At 59.2% G+C, this 17,780-nt stretch carries 22 protein-coding genes; 3 read left to right on the top strand and 19 right to left on the bottom strand.

Annotation, left to right across the window (positions count from 1 at the left end; translation table 11 throughout):
- Nucleotide 1: 1 nt before the first annotated feature.
- The 5 genes from AB5Y81_RS01700 to AB5Y81_RS01680 all read right to left on the bottom strand — a co-directional run bounded on the left by AB5Y81_RS01700 (nt 2) and on the right by AB5Y81_RS01680 (nt 4,803).
- Nucleotides 2–649: a histidine phosphatase family protein gene (locus tag AB5Y81_RS01700; protein WP_123246097.1), complete on the bottom strand. Its 648-nt coding sequence runs from the start codon at nt 647–649 to the stop codon at nt 2–4.
- 49 nt (nt 650–698) lie between these two features.
- Complete coding sequence (locus AB5Y81_RS01695) at nt 699–1,097, bottom strand: GFA family protein (RefSeq protein WP_214453809.1); 399 nt, start codon at nt 1,095–1,097, stop codon at nt 699–701.
- 136 nt (nt 1,098–1,233) lie between these two features.
- Nucleotides 1,234–1,362, bottom strand: a complete 129-nt coding sequence (locus AB5Y81_RS01690; RefSeq protein ID WP_123246095.1) for a glyoxalase — start codon at nt 1,360–1,362, stop codon at nt 1,234–1,236.
- 449 nt (nt 1,363–1,811) lie between these two features.
- Nucleotides 1,812–3,260, bottom strand: coding sequence for a chitinase (locus tag AB5Y81_RS01685; RefSeq protein ID WP_123246094.1), 1,449 nt, complete (start codon nt 3,258–3,260; stop codon nt 1,812–1,814).
- Nucleotides 3,261–3,573: 313 nt separating this feature from the next.
- Nucleotides 3,574–4,803: a methyltransferase gene (locus AB5Y81_RS01680; RefSeq protein WP_279484386.1), complete on the bottom strand. Its 1,230-nt coding sequence runs from the start codon at nt 4,801–4,803 to the stop codon at nt 3,574–3,576.
- A gap of 237 nt (nt 4,804–5,040) precedes the next feature.
- Here AB5Y81_RS01680 and AB5Y81_RS01675 point away from each other — a divergent pair, with 237 nt between their 5' ends.
- Nucleotides 5,041–5,619, top strand: coding sequence for an alkylphosphonate utilization protein (locus AB5Y81_RS01675; RefSeq protein ID WP_279484387.1), 579 nt, complete (start codon nt 5,041–5,043; stop codon nt 5,617–5,619).
- Nucleotides 5,620–6,014: 395 nt separating this feature from the next.
- On the opposite strand, the gene AB5Y81_RS01670 is transcribed toward AB5Y81_RS01675, so the two are convergent.
- Nucleotides 6,015–7,004 (bottom strand): Wadjet anti-phage system protein JetD domain-containing protein, encoded by a 990-nt coding sequence (locus AB5Y81_RS01670; protein WP_279484388.1) that lies wholly within the window; start codon nt 7,002–7,004, stop codon nt 6,015–6,017.
- 246 nt (nt 7,005–7,250) lie between these two features.
- Between AB5Y81_RS01670 and AB5Y81_RS01665 the strand changes: the two genes are divergently transcribed.
- Entirely contained in the window at nt 7,251–8,528 is a 1,278-nt protein-coding gene (locus AB5Y81_RS01665; protein WP_279484389.1) for an alpha/beta hydrolase, read from the top strand.
- A gap of 68 nt (nt 8,529–8,596) precedes the next feature.
- Here AB5Y81_RS01665 and AB5Y81_RS01660 read toward each other — a convergent pair whose 3' ends face one another.
- A complete protein-coding gene (locus tag AB5Y81_RS01660; RefSeq protein WP_124250354.1) occupies nt 8,597–9,484 on the bottom strand; it encodes a PhzF family phenazine biosynthesis protein in 888 nt (295 codons plus the stop codon).
- A gap of 199 nt (nt 9,485–9,683) precedes the next feature.
- Between AB5Y81_RS01660 and AB5Y81_RS01655 the strand changes: the two genes are divergently transcribed.
- Entirely contained in the window at nt 9,684–9,887 is a 204-nt protein-coding gene (locus AB5Y81_RS01655) for a hypothetical protein (RefSeq protein ID WP_005300545.1), read from the top strand.
- Between the two features lie 59 nt (nt 9,888–9,946).
- On the opposite strand, the gene AB5Y81_RS01650 is transcribed toward AB5Y81_RS01655, so the two are convergent.
- The 12 genes from AB5Y81_RS01650 to AB5Y81_RS01595 all read right to left on the bottom strand — a co-directional run bounded on the left by AB5Y81_RS01650 (nt 9,947) and on the right by AB5Y81_RS01595 (nt 17,768).
- A complete protein-coding gene (locus AB5Y81_RS01650) occupies nt 9,947–10,777 on the bottom strand; it encodes a hypothetical protein (protein WP_279484390.1) in 831 nt (276 codons plus the stop codon).
- Between the two features lie 45 nt (nt 10,778–10,822).
- Complete coding sequence (locus AB5Y81_RS01645; protein WP_279484391.1) at nt 10,823–11,308, bottom strand: GNAT family N-acetyltransferase; 486 nt, start codon at nt 11,306–11,308, stop codon at nt 10,823–10,825.
- A 65-nt stretch (nt 11,309–11,373) separates the two neighbouring features.
- A complete protein-coding gene (locus tag AB5Y81_RS01640) occupies nt 11,374–11,985 on the bottom strand; it encodes a DJ-1/PfpI family protein (RefSeq protein ID WP_017785287.1) in 612 nt (203 codons plus the stop codon).
- A gap of 64 nt (nt 11,986–12,049) precedes the next feature.
- On the bottom strand, nt 12,050–12,550 hold the full coding sequence (gene def / locus AB5Y81_RS01635; RefSeq protein WP_267996958.1) for a peptide deformylase: 501 nt from the start codon (nt 12,548–12,550) through the stop codon (nt 12,050–12,052).
- A gap of 12 nt (nt 12,551–12,562) precedes the next feature.
- Nucleotides 12,563–13,033, bottom strand: a complete 471-nt coding sequence (locus AB5Y81_RS01630) for a GNAT family N-acetyltransferase (RefSeq protein ID WP_267996959.1) — start codon at nt 13,031–13,033, stop codon at nt 12,563–12,565.
- A gap of 288 nt (nt 13,034–13,321) precedes the next feature.
- A complete protein-coding gene (locus tag AB5Y81_RS01625) occupies nt 13,322–13,633 on the bottom strand; it encodes a putative quinol monooxygenase (RefSeq protein WP_019838782.1) in 312 nt (103 codons plus the stop codon).
- Nucleotides 13,634–13,885: 252 nt separating this feature from the next.
- Nucleotides 13,886–14,371 carry a GNAT family N-acetyltransferase gene (locus tag AB5Y81_RS01620; protein ID WP_267996960.1) on the bottom strand — a complete coding sequence of 162 codons (486 nt, stop codon included), beginning with the start codon at nt 14,369–14,371 and terminating at the stop codon, nt 13,886–13,888.
- Nucleotides 14,372–14,387: 16 nt separating this feature from the next.
- Nucleotides 14,388–14,861 carry a cupin domain-containing protein gene (locus AB5Y81_RS01615; RefSeq protein WP_267996961.1) on the bottom strand — a complete coding sequence of 158 codons (474 nt, stop codon included), beginning with the start codon at nt 14,859–14,861 and terminating at the stop codon, nt 14,388–14,390.
- A gap of 295 nt (nt 14,862–15,156) precedes the next feature.
- Nucleotides 15,157–15,963: a PhzF family phenazine biosynthesis protein gene (locus AB5Y81_RS01610; RefSeq protein ID WP_017787996.1), complete on the bottom strand. Its 807-nt coding sequence runs from the start codon at nt 15,961–15,963 to the stop codon at nt 15,157–15,159.
- A complete protein-coding gene (locus AB5Y81_RS01605; RefSeq protein WP_017787995.1) occupies nt 15,953–16,606 on the bottom strand; it encodes a transcriptional regulator in 654 nt (217 codons plus the stop codon). The genes AB5Y81_RS01610 and AB5Y81_RS01605 overlap by 11 nt, the downstream gene beginning before the upstream one ends.
- Nucleotides 16,607–16,619: 13 nt before the next feature.
- Entirely contained in the window at nt 16,620–16,985 is a 366-nt protein-coding gene (locus AB5Y81_RS01600; protein WP_017787994.1) for a RidA family protein, read from the bottom strand.
- A gap of 381 nt (nt 16,986–17,366) precedes the next feature.
- Complete coding sequence (locus AB5Y81_RS01595) at nt 17,367–17,768, bottom strand: septal ring lytic transglycosylase RlpA family protein (RefSeq protein WP_168967602.1); 402 nt, start codon at nt 17,766–17,768, stop codon at nt 17,367–17,369.
- Nucleotides 17,769–17,780: the final 12 nt, after the last annotated feature.

Genomic DNA, 17,780 nt, shown 5'->3' with positions numbered 1-17,780 from the left:
ATCAGGCCTGGCGCCTTCCTTCATTCAAGGTAGCGAGACCATGTTCACTGCCCGGCCGGGCAAAGAAACCCATCGGCCTGCCAGCGGTGCCACATGCCAGCGATACCTCCAGCAGGGCCCCGTTGGCCAGCTGCCACTCGAAGAAGTCGTCAAATCCCGCCACGGTCAGCGCCCGGATCACCTTGGCCACCACGCCGTGCGCCACCAGCAACACCCGCTCCTGATGGCAACTCTGCGCCAGTTCCGCCAATCCCTGCCCGACCCGGGCAATGACTTCGTCCAGCGATTCGCCGCCGGGCGGTGCCTCGGCCCAGCGCCGGGTGATGTTGCGGGCCCACAGCGCAGGATAACGCTCCCGCGCCTCTTGCTGGGTCAGCCCCTCGAACACCCCGACATGGCGCTCACGAAACGCGGGGGCAAGGATCACCGGCAACGCCAGCTCGTCCGCCACCAGGGCCGCACTTTGCCGTGCCCGCAGCAAGGGGGAGCTCAGCAGCCGCTGAAACGGGGCCTGCGCCAAGACCAGCATCTTTGCCTGCGCGCTGATCTGGGCCACGCCGGTGTCGCTTAGAGCAATATCCAGCGCCCCCTGATAGCGCTCCTCGGCATTGGCCGGGGTTTGCCCGTGGCGCATCACTACCAGTTGCATGGTCTGTTCCTTTGATTGCGGCCGATGCTTACGCTACCTCGCCCCACGCTCACGACTTGGGGGCAAACTGTTCAAACACCTGCTGACCGGTCAAGGTAGGTGTCTCGTTTTTCAGCTCGTAAAAATCGGGCTTCTCGTCGATGAAGATCTGGCTCGCCAATTGGAAAGATTCGTTTTGAAACAGGCCGGCCGGCACTATGTACTCATCCGTCGGCAACAGGTGATAGAAAAGGTGGGTGCCGCAGGTGGGACAAAAGCCCCGCTCCGCCCACTCCGAGGAGCGATAGGCCACCGGGGTGAGCCCGCTAAAGTGCACCTCCTTGCCGCAGTGCACCGCAAACAGCGGGCCGCCCGACCAGCGCCGACAGGTGCTGCAGTGGCACAACCCCACCTCCTGGTGATCGCCGGCCGAGACCTCAATCCCGCCACACAGACAATGTCCCTTCATCACCCCTCCCTGCGTCTTGTTGTCGCTTGTCGTCGCTGACCTGATCGCGTCATTGCAGCCACTGCCTGATCAGATGAGTACCATGTTGCGCCCTCGTCGGCCACTGTCCCCATCACAAAACCGGCTGCGGGATGGCTCACGAGGCCGGCGGCCAGCGCTCCAGCAATGCAATCCGGCTGCCTTCGGGGTCCTGAAATTTGGCCACCTTGATGCCCTCCCCGACCTCTGTCAGCGGGATTTCGACATGCACGGCAATAGTGAACATGGGGTTGCTCCCTGATGTTTCCTCATTTGCGCAGTGATATTCCATGGCGAGATGGCGGCCAATCCTTTTAACTCTTGCATGTCGTCGCCCGATAAAATATCGGCTGGGTGAGGCATGCCTGATGGATAAAACAAGGGCCAGTTCAATAAGGCAACACATCATCAATGCCCAGCTGAATAAAATTCAGCTGACGGCACGTTCCAAGATAAAAAGAGTCAGTCCGATATAGATGACTGACTTCCAACATCAACATAGGTGGCTGTCGGCTATTGTCATTCTCATCGGGCCCTCATATAAGTGATAAGGGCCGGAGTATCGCCCTTTCTTGCCAAATTAAATGCAAGCTCAATTTTTCCATGTCGGATATGGAACAAGGGGGACAATCTGTCCCCCTACTTGGCTGAATAGATGTATCAATCGTCTCGCGAATTGATCCAGGCCGCTTTTCTTTATTTCGCCGGCACCAGCACCCAGGGATCCCCCTTGCCCGGTTCATTGCCCTGGGTCCACCACTTGGCCTGATAGATGGCCCCCTTGTAGCTCACCTGATTGCCTGCGGTATAGACCTTGCTGGCACTCCAGGCAGGTACATCGCCCACCGGGGGATCGGTCGGGTCAACCGGCGCAGGATCCAGCTTGGCCACCACTCTCACCTTGGGCCAGTTGGCGTGGGAGCCGTAGAAGTTGGTCACGCACTTCTCGTAATCTCCTGGCACCAGCGCCGAGTAGGCGGTCTGGAACCCCACCAGCTCACACTCGAACGAGTAGCCGCCGGGCCGATCCGGGTAGTATTTCCAGTTGCCGTCCCAGTTGGTGTAGAGCACGTCGGTGGCACCGTTGAGGTTGAGGCTGCCATAGGGAGTCTGCTGCCAGCAGGTGTTCTTCTCGTCGGCCTTGAGCGGGATCTCGTAATGCTTGGCCAGCCCTTCCCAGTAGCGGATGCGGTTGACCGGCTGACCCTTGTCCTTGTTCTGCTCGCCGCACTCGATGCCGCCGTTGATGACGTTGATGGTGGTGCCAAAGCCGTAACCGATGCCGGCGGCGATCTCGCGCTGGGAGGGCACCCAGGTGCGATCAATCACGTGCAGCATGGCGGGCTTGGGAGCCTGCGGGGTCAGGAAGAACCAGATGGCGGAGGCGAGGTTGAGCCAGGAGTCTGCCACCAGCCCGGGGTTGTTCAGCAGCACGGACGCATCGCCGTCAAACATCGCCTCGGAGAAGGCACCGTAGTTGAAATGGTAAGAGAGCTGCTTGGCGCCGCGACCGAAATAACCCTGCCCTGTGCTGCAGGGCCACTTCTTGTTCTGCCAGTCGTTCTGGCCACAGCCGGTGGTGTAGCCGGTCTGCCCCTCCGACCAGCCCATCTCGCGCACGTGCACCAGCGCCTGCTGCCACTCCTCCAGGGCCAGCGGGTTGTCGGAGATATTCTCCTTGGCAATGTGGCCGCCGGTCTCCTGAGCGAAATGGGCAAAGGCGGTGATGATGGATTTTTTGCAGATGGCATCGGCATCGCGACCATCGGTATATTCGCCGCAAAAAGCCGGGAATTTACCGACCGCCCGCAAGAAACGCTCGTAGGTATATTCCGGCGCCGCCATCTGGGTTAAATAATCCCAGTCCGATTCGGTGAATACCCGCTCGACCCGTTTGACGTTATCCGGATTGCTCGCTGCCCTCGGTTTGATGGCATCGACAATGGTATTGGAACGTGTCGCCAACGCCTTTGCCCAGATCCCGTACATGGGATTGGCCGTCTTGGCTTTTTCAACCGCCGCCAGATCCGGCGCGGCAATCACATATCCACCGGCATTTTGTGGATCGGGTTGAATATTCATGGCATGACTTGGCAATGCGCAGGCAGCCGCAACCAGCCAGGCACAATGTGTAGGCTTGAACATAACAGACAGTCCTTATGTCAGAATAACGTCGGGATAAGAGTCGCCTCGAGAGTAATATTATCAGCCACTAAATTCACGATGAGAATTAAGAATATTGTCGGAACTGTGAGCCAATTCACTCTGCCGGCAGGCCACCATAAAATGCATTGTGAACCGATGTTTTGACGCGGCGGCCGGATATATGAAAATAAACCGAAGAAAAATGAAAAAAGAGCGGAAAAACCGCTCTTTCAACGAAACAAACGCCCCAATCGGCGACATCAGGGTAAACAGCAAGCCGCTGCAACAGACCCCGCAACGACGGGCCCGCCGCTTATCTTTCTGGCGTTCGCACCGCGCGGATCAGGATATTGCGGGGGGTCATGGGTTTGTCGCAAAACTCCCCCACCTCCACCCGGTAGCCCTGCTCCTGCAGGAAGAGGGCGCGATCCAGCACCAGCCAGAGTTCCAGCGGACGGCGAAACAGGTGACGCACCAGCTCCATGCGGGCGACATCGCCATAACGCGCCTCCCCTTTTGCCAGAAAGCCGGCGTAGTCGAGGCCGGCCGGCAACTGCAACCCCTTTCGCTCGGCCGCCCAGCCACAGAAATCCTCGAAGGTACCGGTCAGCAGGCTCTTTTGCATGTTGGGCACCGGCAGATACTCATCCACCCCGCGCACCTGGCGCTGCAGGCAGTCAAAGGCCAGCCGCCAGGCCACCTCCTGCTCCCGCAGGCGGGCGATTCGAGCGCCGCCGGTGACCGTCTCCTGCAGCGGCAACTTCAGATCGTTCTTGGCAAGCTGCAGCGCACTGGCCTTGGCCGGACCTGAGAGCGGGCGGTAGTGGCTGGTGCGGATCAGGTGATAACAGCAGGGGGAGAGGGTCACCCCCTCTGCACCGCGCGCCGCCACCTGTTCAATCAGATGGGTGTGCAGCTCGCCGCAGGCGTGCAGCGCCATGGCGTGATGGGCCGGTGCAATCAGCTGGGCGGTCTCATCGGCGAAGGCATCGGCACAGACAAATGCCATCCGGGCGCCGTCGCGGGCGGCCAGCTGGCGCCCCTCATCGCACAGGGGCGCCTGCAGCTCCAGGCTCAGCACCTCGGCCTGACGGTGTAGGGAGACCAGCCGCCCCAGGTGGCCCTTGCCTGCACACCACTCCAGATAGGGGCCGCGATGGGCGGGCAGGCAGGCGGTGAAGGCTTCAATCTGCGCCTGCTTGCGCCCCGGCATGTACATCGCCATGGTCCGCTCGCACGGGATGGGTTCGCCCGTCAGGGTCGGCAACGCACTCAGGGCATGCAGCGCTGACCCCTGCGGGATCCAGGGGGCCAGCAGCTCGCACAGGGCGGGCATGTCGCCATCGAGCCGCTCAATCTCGGCCAGCGATAGGGCATTGAGCCGCTCGGCCAGCGCCGGCGTCGTCTTGGCAAAGGCGAGGTCAAGGTGATGATAGGGTTGGTATTGCCACCAGTGCCGGGCTTCGCTCAGCAGTCGATCCAGTTGTTGAAAACGTTGAGCCAGCACGCGTGCCCCTGTTCTGCCGTCAAAATGGAGGCTCATTCTAGCGATCCCGCGCCAAAAAGCACTCTCATCCATGCTGCGCCGGCATGGGTGTGCCACTATCCCCCAGCTTCAGCACGGGCAAAGAGAGTCCCTTCGGTCAATCCCTCCGGCCCGCCATAGTCCTGCGGCAGGGCTTAGCCTGACAAAGAACGGGGTTTTGTGGTATATTCCGCCCCTTCATTATCTTGGCCTGCCCAGCGCGGGCCATTTTACCAACGTGAATGGAACCAAAACATGACCATCAATGCCACCCTGCAAGCGCGCGCGGGCGCCAAGTGTGAACTGTGCGGTGCCGAACAGGCGCTGACTGCCTTCGCGGTCCCCCACTCTCCGGCCAGCGATGATGATCACACCGTTGCCCTGTGCGACACCTGCCGTGGCCAGCTGGAGCAGCCAGAAACCACAGTGGTCAACCACTGGCGCTGCCTGGGTGACAGCATGTGGAGCCAGGTCCCTGCGGTACAGGTCATGGCGTGGCGCCAGCTGAAAAACCTCTCCACCCAGGGCGAGGTGTGGGCCCAGGACATGCTGGACATGATGTACATGGAAGACGAGACCAAGGCCTGGGCCGAAGCCGGCCTGGCCAGCGAGGATGACGACAGCGTACCGACCGTCGACTCCAACGGCGCCGTACTGGTCGAAGGTGACTCGGTGACCCTGATCAAGGATCTGGACGTCAAGGGGGCGGGCTTCACCGCCAAGCGCGGCACCCTGGTGAAGGGCATCCGCCTCACCAACAACCCGCTGCACATTGAAGGCAAGGTCAACGGCGTGCAGATCGTGCTGGTCGCCGCCTACCTGAAAAAGGCCTGATTGCCCTCATACACCGATACAAGAGCGCCCCGCGGGGCGCTTTTTTTATGGCCGCCGATTGCCCTGCCCCCCTGTTCAGGCTTCGTAGCGTCGCAGCACAAGGCTCTACGCCGGCATGCTGTCTGCCGTTATTTTGAGCGAAAGGTTGGTGTCATCAGCTACCCTGTGGCACTCTGGGGTTTCATGGACTGACCAACCCCGACACCGCGAGTGTCATCATTGCAAAAGGAGCACGCCAGATGGCCAAAGTCAGCAAGAAAGAGATCAAGAAGAAGATCGCCGCCCGCCTCGAGAAAATTGCCAAGCACGAGAGCAAGATCAAGAAGCTGAAGAAAGCCCTGAAATAAGGGCCGGCACAATAAAAAACCGCCTGATGGCGGTTTTTTATTGCGATATCAGTCGCAAGCCACATCCAATGGCCATGCTTGCCATCCCCTGGCCAGTACCAATACCTCCTGCTCCAGCCACCAACCCTGCCTGATCAGATGCATGAGAGCCTCTGCCAGCGGATTGCCATGCCCGCCGGTCTCAGGCTCAAGTCTCCAGGGCGTCTTACCTCTGCTGATCAGTTGCCCCTCCAGACGCTGAGTCAGCGGGCGGGCATAGTAATGAACATACGCCACCAATGCATCGGGCAACCAGAGCGCCAACGGACGACGGAGGGCATGGGCCAGCTCGGTAGCAATATCCAATCCCCGCTGATCCAGATCACCAAAATGGGCCCAAGGCACAACCGCCGGTAGTAGCGGGATCACTTGCCGCGCCAGTCTGGTATTGCGGCCAGGCACATAAAGCAACAACTCCCCTGCTTGCAACGGGTAATCCACGAAGGCCCCCTTGTTCTCCACCGTGACTATCTGCTGTCCTTGCCACTCGATGCCCTGCAACTTGCAAAGACAACGCTCCGGCAAGACCAGCTCTCCCAATAGCGCCAACTGTGCCGTCATATCATGGCGCTGGCCGCTCTTATCAATGAGTAGCAACGGGCTCATGGTACGCAGCCGGACCACCTCATCCTGTGTCAATGTTATGTCGATAGCATCATTATCTGGACCTATCCCGCTCTTGCTGTCCCCGTGCCAAAGGGCATGAAAACTGGCCAGGTTAAGGCGCGCAGGCAGGTTAGCCCCGAGAGCCCGTATGGTGTCACGCCTGTTTGGCATCACTGGTGCCACCTGTGCCAACTGTGCTGCTAGATAAGCTCGCCCAGCATCAGTCAGCACATAACGAGCCCCTCGCCCCACCGGCTTGACTCCGCCCACAGCCTGCAAGAGATCTCGCAATCCGCGGCCATGCTTGCTATCGAGTGAATACCCCTTCTCATCGCTGCCCTCCAGCAAGCGGGCACAGAGATCCTGTACCCTGCGCTCATCAAACAGTGACATCTTCGCCTCCCCATTTCGGTGCCATATGGAAAAGAAGTAGAGTGGATTTTGCTGCCCGCTGCCGTGACCCGACTTGCACCAAGGAAAGATCACGCTCGTAGCCTTTAGGCGCACGAGGCAGTTTTCCTGCCAAGAACCATCGGCGCGTTACTAGCAAACCCGGGGCAAAGGGCGCAAGCTGGTTGTCGTGCACGCTGTTCGCGACCGGGCGGGAGCAGGCCGACAATACCTTCACAGGGGGCTCTCATGACGCAACCAACCGCACCACCACCCGCCTCTTCCTGGCATCTTGCGGACATTCGCGAACTGACCCGATTGTTCATTCAGGCCCTGCCTGCGACCATACAGCTCACCGAAGCCGTCCATCAGGCGGTCTTGAACGGCATGGGCTTCAAGGGGCGGGAGGAAGGAAAGACGGCGGGGATCACCGGGATGGTCTACAAGGGGGTACATGGCGCCGCCAGCGCGTTGGGCAGCGGCCTCCATACCCTGCTTGCCCGTCTGCCGCCAGCCCCGCCCCTGCAGCACATTCCCGACACGCCCGGCCGCGCCGCCCTGCTCGCCACCCTCAATGGCGTGATGGGGGACAAGCTGGTCGAGAGTCACAATGCCCTGGCCACCCCCATGACTCTGCGTTATCTCGGCAAGCCCCTGAGCTGGCAGAGCCTGCCCGCGCAACTGCCCCCTCGCGGGCGGGTGCTACTGATGGTTCACGGGCTGTGCATGAACGATCTGCAGTGGCAGACCCGGCATCAGGATGCGCCGGTCAACCACGGTGAGATGCTGGCCAAGGCACTGGGTTACGTGCCCATCTATGTGCGCTACAACTCGGGCCTCTCCATCGTGCAGAACGGTCAAGCACTGGCCCGTCAGCTGGAACAACTGGCAACTCACTGGCCCGGCGGCCTTGGCGAGATCAGCGTGCTGGCCTACAGCATGGGCGGGCTGGTGATCCGCAGCGCCTGTCACAACGCCGACATGGCCGCCCTCGCATGGCCGGCTCACCTTAAAAATCTGCTGTTTCTCGGCACGCCCCATCATGGAGCGCCGCTCGAATCAGTGGGCCACTGGCTGGAACGACTGCTGCCAGTGACGGCCTACAGCGAGCCGTTCGTCAGGCTGGCGCAGCTGCGCAGCGCCGGCATCAAGGATCTGCGCCACGGCAAGGTGATGGAGCCATGCCCTGCCCTGAGCCCCCTTTCTTCCCCCTTGGCCGATCCTCGTACGCCCTTACCCCTGCCGGGCGGAGTCCGCTGTTTTGCCATTGCGGCCACCACGGCGGCCAAACGCAGTCTGCTGGCAGACCGGTTGATTGGTGATGGTCTGGTGCCCCTGCGCAGTGCCCTTGGCCTGCATGACGAGGCACGCCACCAGCTGGCCTTTCTCCCCGCCCATACCATGATTGCCTATCGCACCAGTCACATGGCGCTGCTTGGCAGCCCGCAGGTGGCTCGCCTGCTGCTGCACTGGCTACAGAGCGATCACCAGGAACAGATCCCATCTGAGGAGCACGACCCGCAATAGGCCAAAGCGGCCGGTTTGCCCCGACATAAAGTAAGAAACCGCCAGCTGGCGGTTTTTTATTGGCTGGGTTACATCAGACGGGCCCGGCCAAATACCCGGATTGAACTGCCAGGCTCGGGGGGGATCTCGGCGTGCAGGTGCGATGCCATCCCCATCTCCTCCCCCTGCAAGAGATCGATGATGCCGCCGTGGGGCCAGTGCAGGTCCCGCAGGTAACCGGCAAAGGCTGCGGTGGCCGCTCCGGTGGCGGGATCTTCATAGACGCCGCCATAAGCAAAGGGGTTGCGGGTATGAAACAGCTGCTCGCGGGCGGCGTGAACCAGCAAGATGGTGACCAGCCCCTCTTGCTGCATCAGGGCGCGCCCCGCGGCCATCTCGTAGTGCATGGCTGCCAGGGCCGTGCGGCTGTTGAGGGCCAGCACCAGATGATCGGCGCCACCATGGATGAGGGCCGGCGGAATGCGGGGATCCAGATCAGCCCGGGTATAACCAAACAGCGCCAGCGCATCTCTTACCAGCGCGGCGGGAGCGGGCTTGCTGCGAGTGGGCGGTGACTGCAATGCCGCCTGCCACTCCCCTTCCCCATCCAGCCAGCTCGAGACCAAGATGGTGGCCTGATTGAGCTGCAACCCATACTCACCGGGGCCAACCCGACGACCCAGCGCCACCCCAAGGGCAATGGTGGCATGGCCACAAAAAGGCACTTCGGCCAGTGGAGAGAAGTAACGCACCCGCCACTGCGGCGCCGTCGTCCCGGCCGGCCCATCGGCGATGGCGAGCGGCGCGGCAAAGGCCGTCTCCGAAAAGCCCACCTCGGCGGCGATGCGTTGCATCTCCTCGGCAGCGGGCAGCTGAGCACCAAGCCAGACCCCAGCCGGATTGCCTCCCGTCTCCCCAGATGAGAAGGCGGCAATACGCACCAACTCGGGTTTCCACTGTGCTGCTGGCTCTGTCATGACTTGCTCCTGACGATGGCTGATAACCCTGGTCTGCCGACTGTGCTTGCACATGCCGCAGGCCGCTTTCCATAAGATAGCGAGCCCGCCGTGGCCGGTAAATTAAATGGTACACGGGTGCCGCTTGGGCGCCGCAGAGCCGGGCGGCAGCAACTACCTTTGAGGCGTGTCTGTATAAGGTCCTGCAGTGGAGCACCCTATGTATTCTTACACCCTCACCTTCAAGGAGGAGGTCGACAAGCTGACCGCCCCCGAACATGAGATCAGCCTGCACAGCCCCGCCCAGGCCGGTGATTTCATCATCCTCTCCGATGGCAGCCGCCATCAGGTGATGTTCGTCACCCATCGCGCTCACTACAGCAGCCTCTACCTCGACAAGGGGGTCAGGATGCCGCAGGGCTAATACCGTCAGCCCGTTGCAGATGACCACCGCACAGGGCTGCGCGTTGAACGCTCGGAATCTCAGAGCACCTTGATCACCGGCTGATGCATGATGGCGACCTCGTTCTGATAGACCACCAGCTCGCCAGGCGGCATGCCCTGCTCACCCAAAACGGTCACGGCGCACTCGTATCGGTAAGGGCCACTGGTGAATTGAAAGGTGTGGTTGCCTCCCGAGCCCTCCATCCTGACGGTGCCATTTTTCAGCACCAGGTCCGGCTTGTCGCTGAGCGCCTTTCCCTTGGCCCAGGAGGCATAGCGATAGCGGCCATCCCCCAACTCGTCGATGCGAATGGTAAATTTCTCGGTCTGCCACATCAGCTCGGGGCGTTTGTACTCCCGCAGGCCGGGATAAAGATCGCTTTTCTGTTTGGCGACAAGCTCAGCTTTGCGTTTTGCTGCCTGCGCCGTCTGATGATTGATGCCGGTCACCTTGCCATCGAAATCCAGCCACACCTCGCCACTGCCGAGCATGATGCCGCGCCAACCCATGGCCTGCCAATCCTGCCCGGCCCGGGAGCTGGCGATGCTGTTTAAAATGGCCTCATCAAACACCTCGTCGAAACGGGCCACCATCTCGGCCGGGCTCTTGATGGCGGGGATGGGATACTCTCGCTTGAAGGGGTACTTGATCTGGCGGGCCAGCGCCTGCTGATCACGCGCCTTGGCGGCATCGATCATCTTTTGTACCAAGGGCTGATACTCGGCGGCGAGCAGCGGCTCCTCGGCGTGGGCCGGCATCATAGCCAGCAGCCAGCCCAGCATCGACACCAGCACCAGACTCCCCCAGCGAAGCGCCATTTTCCCCGGCGCTTTGCCTTTCCCACCAACAGCCCACTGCACCTTGTTCATTTCATCTCCTTCAGTGGCTTGCAGCCTGCCCTGTCATATCGTCATTCAGGGCGCATCCGGTAACCAATATTCATAGAAATCTGTCTCGGCATGCTTGGGGTTTGGCCCAAGATATCGCCACCCGCAGCGTCGATAGAAACGCAGCGCACGCAGGTTGAGGCGACTGACCGACAGCACTGCCCGCCGGCAACCGGCCTGCTGCATTGTGTGGGCAACGTGCTGGAGCAGCAAGGCGGCCAGGCCTTGCCCGCGCGCCTGCGGCGTCAAATAGATCAGGTGAACGTAGCCGCTATCCGGCTCGGATGAAGAGGTCCGAAATTCCAGCTGCCCTACTATTTCGCCACCGCGCCATACATGCAGATAATGCCACTCCCGGCTGGTCAGCCTCGTCGTCATCCGTTCCCGATAGCCCGCCAGGAACGCGTCAAATCCGTCGTCGCGATGGAAGCTGCACACATAGGCGTCCCGGCGCGCTGCCACACAAAAATCGTAGTCACGGGCCAGATTGACCCTGTTGAACGCGAGGTTCATTCACCATCCTTGTCATAGCGCTTGCTTGTCATGGTCTGAACCGAGCTCAGGAGCATTGGATGACATCAGTCAAATGCATTCTCAGCATCTCTGATGGTGGAAGATATAAGTTTTTCGAAGATTTCCATTTGTCCGGCAGGAATAAGTTGAGACTGGATCAACCTGCGCTTCTCCGGACCAAAACACCGTTCGGCCACCCAGCCAATCAAATAAACCAAGGAGAGGCAGCCGCCTGCCGTTGCAATATTTCCTTGCACTACCAGGGGAGAGTCTTGAACATCTCCCCCCATCTCCAGCAACCGGGCTTTGGCTGCAGGGTTGGTTGTCAATTTCTTTCCCTTCAGCAAACCCAGTTCATGCAATATGAATGAACCTGCGCATATTGAGCCAATCAGCTGCCGCTGCGGCTCCAGTCGCAACGCGGACATGAACTCATGGTCCTGCAACGCGGCAGGGATGCCACGCTGCCCGCTGGTGATCAGCACCACATCCTGATCACGGGCTTCAGTCACATTTCCATCCGTCTTTACGTTGATACCCAGTGCAGAGCCATGCTCCGGTTTGGTTCCCAGTATTTTCACCGACCAGCTATCTTTGCTTCTCCCAAGCAGGTCATACATCAAGAAAAAATCCACATCGGTGAAATCATCAAATAAAACAATACCAACCTTGTACATGGTTACCCCGTCATCCTGTGCAGATAATCAAATGGTTATGTAACGTGCCGCATGAAATATCGCGTCATGTCACCTTGAGGTGCTTTTTTACCTTCTTCAACGCCATAGTGCGCTTGAGCGGCGAGAGATAATCGATAAACAGATTTCCCTGCAGATGATCGATCTCATGCTGCAACACGATGGCCAGGAAATCGCTGCTCTTCAGGGTGATAGGCGAACCATGACGATCCAGCGCCGACACCACCACTGTGCTGTAACGTTCGACGTCGGCGTAATAATCGGGCACGGACAGACACCCCTCTTGGCCAAGCGCTGGGTCAGTGCCGCTTATCACTTGCGGATTGATCAATACCAGCGGCTGATCCCGTTTTTCCGACAGGTCGATGATGACGATGGCCTCCTTGCGCCCCACCTGCGTGGCGGCGAGACCAATACCATTGTCGGTGGCATAGAGGGTCTCCAGCATGTCATCGATCAGGCCTTGCACGGCCGCAATATCCTCAACCCGCTCGGCCTTGACTCTCAACCTGGGGTCGGGAACCGTTAAAATATCCAGCCTTGCCATCAATACGCTCCCTCAACCATGGGCACCCCATGACTCTTCTCTCGTCACCGGCCGGGACAAGGAGACGAACGCCGGCTCTTCCGCCACCACCAGATAACCGAGGCGCCGATAAAACCGCAGCGCCCCCTGATTGACGGTAAAACTCGACAGGGTCACCCGCACCCTCCCCTCACATGCCGCTTCGCGATGCAGCCGCGCCATGACGGCAGAACCAAGCTGCCGGCCCTGATGGCGAGGGAAGATGATCAGCAGATGGACGTGCAGCGCATCCTCGTATGGCTTGCAGCAGAGCAGGCCGACTCGCTCGCCCCCTGCCAGGATCCACGAGAACCAGTGCGACTCATATTCGCTGGTCAACCGCGCGCGTTGCATCTCGTCATCCCAGCCAAACACTGCCTCGACATAGGGAAAGATCCCCTCTTTGACGGCCGCAAAGCGCTGTTCAAACTCACTTGGCGGGATCCCTGCCAGTGTTATCTCCATTTCATCCCTCTGATCTGTTCGGCGCCATGACGACCAATGCCCCCATCACAGCCCACGCGATGGTGACGATGCTGCGGGGTTTGGCCCCAATGTTGATTTTCATTTGGGTATCTTACTAAACAATCTGGAGATGAAAAGGTTGCAGGTACAAATCGGTGGCATAAGTGTGATGAGACGTCCCTCGTCGGAGGATGCAGGAAAGCAAATCAAGGGGAAGATGACGGGGGATAGCGTCTGGTGCGGCACCGGGCATGGGAAGAAATCGGGCCGACCTTGGGCCCGATGGGTTTAAGGGAGGCTCACCTCCTCCATAAAAATCAGCCGCAGCGGCTCTGCCAGCAGCACCTCGGCCTGGGCGGCAAAGGCCTGGAAATAGTCCGTCTGGCAGTGGCTGTCCAGCGCGGCCTGATTGATGAACGCTTCGCGCATGTAGAAGGTGCCCGGCTCCTCCTGCAATTCAAACAACACGTAATCCAGGTTGCCCGGCTCGCGCCGCGTCGGCGCAATGAGCTTGAGCAGCTCGCGGCGCAGTTGCTCTCTCATGCCAGTGCGGGCCTTCAGCACGGCGATCGACACCAGTTTGTCTGTCTCTTTTTTCATCCATCCTTCTCCGTTTTACATCGTCAACACACTAGAGAGTGCAGCCTGGACAGCTATTTATAGTGCCGGATGCCCCCCATCAGAAGTTGCCCAGTGTAGGCAGGACGGTGGGTGCCATATAGGAGAGCAGAATGAACACAGTGTTCACCACGCAGTGCACAGAGGAACAAACGAGCGGGAGGGATCATTGCGCAAAGGGTGTCAACGTTACCCGCCAGGAGGCGGCACGGCTTGCAACCCCCTGGCTAAGGGCTAAGGGTCTGCAGACCAGGATTCAACATCAAGGCAATAGGTGGTGAAAGGGTGTTCGCCCAGACGTGTTTTCCTCACCCAGATGGCCCGTCTGGCGAGGGAGCGGTAAGGCGGGCGGGTATCCAGCAGGTGAAAGAGGATAGACCGATGGCCAAGCTCCCTCGCCCACCCCATCATCTCGTTGAAAATCGCCACGCCGCTTCCCCAGCCGGCCCTGGCGAGCACAATGGCAAACTCCACCCCCTCGTCATCGGGCTGGATGCCGCACCACCCCACCACGGTGCCGTCGAGGAAGATGGCACGCACGCGGCAGCCTGGCCGGGCGTCGACTCTCAGCTTGTACGCCATCCAGTCGCGTACCCCGGCCACATCGAAAAGCGGGTGAGGGATCAGGTGCTTTCGCAGCGTCTCGTCGTTGAGCAGCGGCAGAAAATCCTCTGCTCTGACAGCAGAAAAGGGGCTGAACACCATGGAGGTCTCTCTCATTGCGCGAAGAGGCACCCTAGTAGGGGCTGCCATCCTTGTGTCTGGCTGACCAGGCGCCATCGGCCCCCTGTACCAGGGCCAGATCGTCGTCGGGATAGTCGACTGTGTCCCCTGGCAGCCTGTCCCCCACCTCGAGATAGACGGCGTCCACTTCACAGTGGTTGAGCAACTGGTGGGCCAGGCCGCTGCCGCCCTTGAAGCCGATGCACTCCCCCGGCGACATCCGGTACTCCTCCTCCCCGTGGCGCAGGGTGGGATTGCCCGAGAGCACATAGACGAACTCGTCCTGCAGGCCGTGATGGTGCTTGAGCGCCGAGATGGCCCCCGGTGCCAGGGTCGTCAGATTGACCCCGAAATTGGCGAGGCCGAAATGATCCCCCAGCCTGCGCCGGGTGCGGTGCTTGACCAAGGAGGCAAAGGGCTCCGGATAAAGGGACTTTGCCTTGTGCTCGGGGATGGCCGCTGCCTGAATGGCGCGCTTGTCAGTCATGTTCTGATCCTCCCTGTGAATGACGTCTCTCTTTATAGCCTGCTCCTTAGCGGCAAAACATCAGCAGGGAGTTGAAGGAGTGTCTCGCACACCATGCCAAGAGAGAAGTCGACGATGTCGGGGCCCGGAGAAAGAGCTCCACAAGGGCAAAGGGGGAATCTTGCCGGGAACGCAGAGCGTGATGCCCCTCTATCATCTGGCCTATCTCGTTGACCCACTCCCTCTTGCACCGCGCCAGCAGATAGCGCTCGTCATCCGCCTCCGATAGGGCAAGGTAATAAGGCGTTTGGAACCACTACAGCAGGAAGAAGCCTTCGATCGTCATGCGAGCCTCACCATACAACTCCACGCGACCGTCATCCCGTACCAGACAACGCAATGTGCCCTTGCGCGCCCCCCCTTGCTGGGCAATTAGCTCTTTCTTTCCTGTTCGTGCTGCCCAGAACGGCGCCAAGAAGGTATGCGCAGAGCCGGTCACCGGATCTTCGTTGACGCCAACCTGAGGGCCAAACCAGCGAGAGACAAAATCGAAGCGTTCATCGGCCGCCGTCACAATGACACCGCGGGTATCAAACTGCACCAGCGTATTGAAATCCGGGGCCAGTCTGTCGATGATCTGCCTGTCATCCACCAGCACGATCAGATCATCAGATTGCCATACCCCAACGATCCCTTCTTCTATACCGAGTGAAGCCAACAATCCCGATGGAGGCGTTATCTGAGTCACCGCCTTGGCAGGAAAGTCCATGCAGTATTCATGGCCTGAGCGGGTCACGGTAAGAAGTCCGCTGCGGGTGTGAAAATGAATGCGCTCACCAGCATGGTCCAGCTTGTTAAAAAGCACCCAGGCCGCGGCCAGAGTCGCATGCCCACACAAATCGACTTCGACCCCCGGTGTAAACCAGCGCAAGTGATAACCATCCTCTGCCGGGATAAAGAAAGCAGTCTCGGACAAATTGTTTTCAATGGCGATTGCCTGGAGCACTTCATCATCCAGCCACGTCTCAAGAGGACATACCCCGGCCGGATTACCGCCAAAAGGCTGAGAGGTAAACGCATCCACTTGATAGAAGGGGATCTTTATCGAGCTACTACTCTTCATCGCATTTCTCCAGGTAGTTGTAAATCGTGTATCGCGTCACCCCCAACATTCTGGCGACATGGTTGACACTACCTTTTATCTTGAAAAACCCCATGCCATGAATGTCTGATACGACGCGCCTTCTGAAGTCAATCTTGTTCTCTGAGCCTGTCTGCCGATATCTCTGCAACACATCATCCAACGTCTGGATGGATATATTGCTCGTCCTGCCACCCAGCCCTTCTTCCATGCCGGCTGGCAGGAAAAGATAATCCAGATCGCGCTTCAATTGATTGACAGTTTCCATATCGACATTGATGCAAAATGCCACCAATGGAGTGCCACCCTCGCCGTAATAGATTGTCGATGCGCTATTCAAGCGCTTCCCGGAAGCCGTCTTGGAAACATAACCGCTGAATGTGCGGTGCCTGATATCGGATGAGGCCTCGAGCAGCCCCAAAAAGCCCATGTCATCATCCGGTCCGGATAACAGCGCATCCCCTTTCTTGCGGCCACTTACATGCCCATTGACGATGGCGATGATGGACGCCTCGGGTCTGGTCAGATCATGTAATACCGCTTCGGTATTGGCGGGAATAGTGGTTCTAAGGGTGTCAAGGGATGCCGTCAAGGCAGTGATCAGACTGCCATGTTTCATGTCCATGTGAATTCTCTCTCTATGAAGCTGTCGCCTGGACTTCAACTTCCACATCCAGCCCAAATGCCAGCGCGCTGCTAGTCACCGAGCGAGCCGGGAAGCCATTTGAAAACCAAGTGCGATACTCAGCGTTGAATTCGGCAAAGTGTTTCATGTCACTCAGCCACACTTGCACCCTGACGACCTGATCTAGGCTCACGCCCGCCCGTGTCAGCGTCCCGTCTATCGACTGCATAATCCGCCGGGTTTGCTCCGCAACCGAACCATACAGCGGCTCACCACTGGCAGTCATCGAAACCTGGCCAGAGAGGAAGACAAAACCGTTCGCCTTCACTGCATCGGCAAAGGGAAAAGGCTTGTCGGTGGCATATCGTTCAATGGTCATGACGCTCTCACTCCCTCATAAATGTTACTGCGCCTAAGATAGCATCAGGCCTCCCTTTTTTAAACTTTTTTTGTAAATTCAACAAAAACAGCAAAACGCATTAAATATCAATCTTTTGAGATTGTTGTCATCGTTTGTCGGAACAATATGCGAGGCAGGGTTAGGGTGAGACAGTCTTGAGATAAGGAGAAATGAATGTAAAGGGACAGGGAATATGGCTGAAGCATTACGAGAGTGAGCTGGGCTGGCGGGCTGTAGAACCTCCCGTCACAGTGATGGGGGCAGATTAGGCCGGCCATCTGGCGGGCTTAATCAAACCCGTCCCTGATGGAGCAGTCAGTACCATATGGATTTATGGCACTCCCCTTTTCAGATCGCTGGCTAATTCACTACCTCGACCCTGACCTTGATAAGCCCGGCGCGGGGATTGCCGATGGCGCTGAAGGCCGCTTTGGAAAGGTCGATGATGCGTCCGCGCGGGAAATTCCCCCTGTCGTTGACCCTGACCACCACGCTCTTGCCGTTGGCGAGGTTGGTAACCCGCACCATGGCGCCGAAGGGCAACTCCATGTGGGCGGCAGTGTTGGCGTGGCGCTGGTAAGGCTCGCCGCTGGCGGTGCGCTTGTTGTGGTAGCGATCGGCGTAGTAGGAGGCGAGCCCCGTCTCGCTATAGCCTCGCCAGCTGCCGCCGTGGCTCTCGTCATAGCGACTGCTGCAGGCGGCCAGCAGCACGGTGAGCGACAGCAGCAGCCCCTTTCGCAAAAATTGCCCCTTTTCAACCATGTGCCTTGTCCT

Source organism: Aeromonas sp. s2 (genome assembly GCF_040907935.1).
Taxonomy (GTDB): domain Bacteria; phylum Pseudomonadota; class Gammaproteobacteria; order Enterobacterales; family Aeromonadaceae; genus Aeromonas; species Aeromonas dhakensis.
This window is presented reverse-complemented; position numbering and strand designations above follow the sequence as displayed.

What these genes read in the sequence shown, in the direction of transcription:
- AB5Y81_RS01595 (WP_168967602.1), bottom strand. Translation starts at nt 17,768, where the DNA reads ATGGTTGAAAAGGGGCAATTTTTGCGAAAGGGGCTGCTGCTGTCGCTC.
- AB5Y81_RS01620 (WP_267996960.1), bottom strand. Translation starts at nt 14,371, where the DNA reads ATGAGAGAGACCTCCATGGTGTTCAGCCCCTTTTCTGCTGTCAGAGCA.
- AB5Y81_RS01645 (WP_279484391.1), bottom strand. Translation starts at nt 11,308, where the DNA reads ATGAACCTCGCGTTCAACAGGGTCAATCTGGCCCGTGACTACGATTTT.
- AB5Y81_RS01655 (WP_005300545.1), top strand. Translation starts at nt 9,684, where the DNA reads ATGTATTCTTACACCCTCACCTTCAAGGAGGAGGTCGACAAGCTGACC.
- AB5Y81_RS01650 (WP_279484390.1), bottom strand. Translation starts at nt 10,777, where the DNA reads ATGAACAAGGTGCAGTGGGCTGTTGGTGGGAAAGGCAAAGCGCCGGGG.
- AB5Y81_RS01640 (WP_017785287.1), bottom strand. Translation starts at nt 11,985, where the DNA reads ATGTACAAGGTTGGTATTGTTTTATTTGATGATTTCACCGATGTGGAT.
- AB5Y81_RS01685 (WP_123246094.1), bottom strand. Translation starts at nt 3,260, where the DNA reads ATGTTCAAGCCTACACATTGTGCCTGGCTGGTTGCGGCTGCCTGCGCA.
- AB5Y81_RS01675 (WP_279484387.1), top strand. Translation starts at nt 5,041, where the DNA reads ATGACCATCAATGCCACCCTGCAAGCGCGCGCGGGCGCCAAGTGTGAA.
- AB5Y81_RS01615 (WP_267996961.1), bottom strand. Translation starts at nt 14,861, where the DNA reads ATGACTGACAAGCGCGCCATTCAGGCAGCGGCCATCCCCGAGCACAAG.
- AB5Y81_RS01695 (WP_214453809.1), bottom strand. Translation starts at nt 1,097, where the DNA reads ATGAAGGGACATTGTCTGTGTGGCGGGATTGAGGTCTCGGCCGGCGAT.
- AB5Y81_RS01625 (WP_019838782.1), bottom strand. Translation starts at nt 13,633, where the DNA reads ATGAAAAAAGAGACAGACAAACTGGTGTCGATCGCCGTGCTGAAGGCC.
- AB5Y81_RS01690 (WP_123246095.1), bottom strand. Translation starts at nt 1,362, where the DNA reads ATGTTCACTATTGCCGTGCATGTCGAAATCCCGCTGACAGAGGTCGGG.
- AB5Y81_RS01665 (WP_279484389.1), top strand. Translation starts at nt 7,251, where the DNA reads ATGACGCAACCAACCGCACCACCACCCGCCTCTTCCTGGCATCTTGCG.
- AB5Y81_RS01605 (WP_017787995.1), bottom strand. Translation starts at nt 16,606, where the DNA reads ATGGACATGAAACATGGCAGTCTGATCACTGCCTTGACGGCATCCCTT.
- AB5Y81_RS01700 (WP_123246097.1), bottom strand. Translation starts at nt 649, where the DNA reads ATGCAACTGGTAGTGATGCGCCACGGGCAAACCCCGGCCAATGCCGAG.
- AB5Y81_RS01600 (WP_017787994.1), bottom strand. Translation starts at nt 16,985, where the DNA reads ATGACCATTGAACGATATGCCACCGACAAGCCTTTTCCCTTTGCCGAT.
- AB5Y81_RS01680 (WP_279484386.1), bottom strand. Translation starts at nt 4,803, where the DNA reads ATGAGCCTCCATTTTGACGGCAGAACAGGGGCACGCGTGCTGGCTCAA.
- AB5Y81_RS01610 (WP_017787996.1), bottom strand. Translation starts at nt 15,963, where the DNA reads ATGAAGAGTAGTAGCTCGATAAAGATCCCCTTCTATCAAGTGGATGCG.
- AB5Y81_RS01660 (WP_124250354.1), bottom strand. Translation starts at nt 9,484, where the DNA reads ATGACAGAGCCAGCAGCACAGTGGAAACCCGAGTTGGTGCGTATTGCC.
- def (WP_267996958.1), bottom strand. Translation starts at nt 12,550, where the DNA reads ATGGCAAGGCTGGATATTTTAACGGTTCCCGACCCCAGGTTGAGAGTC.
- AB5Y81_RS01630 (WP_267996959.1), bottom strand. Translation starts at nt 13,033, where the DNA reads ATGGAGATAACACTGGCAGGGATCCCGCCAAGTGAGTTTGAACAGCGC.
- AB5Y81_RS01670 (WP_279484388.1), bottom strand. Translation starts at nt 7,004, where the DNA reads ATGTCACTGTTTGATGAGCGCAGGGTACAGGATCTCTGTGCCCGCTTG.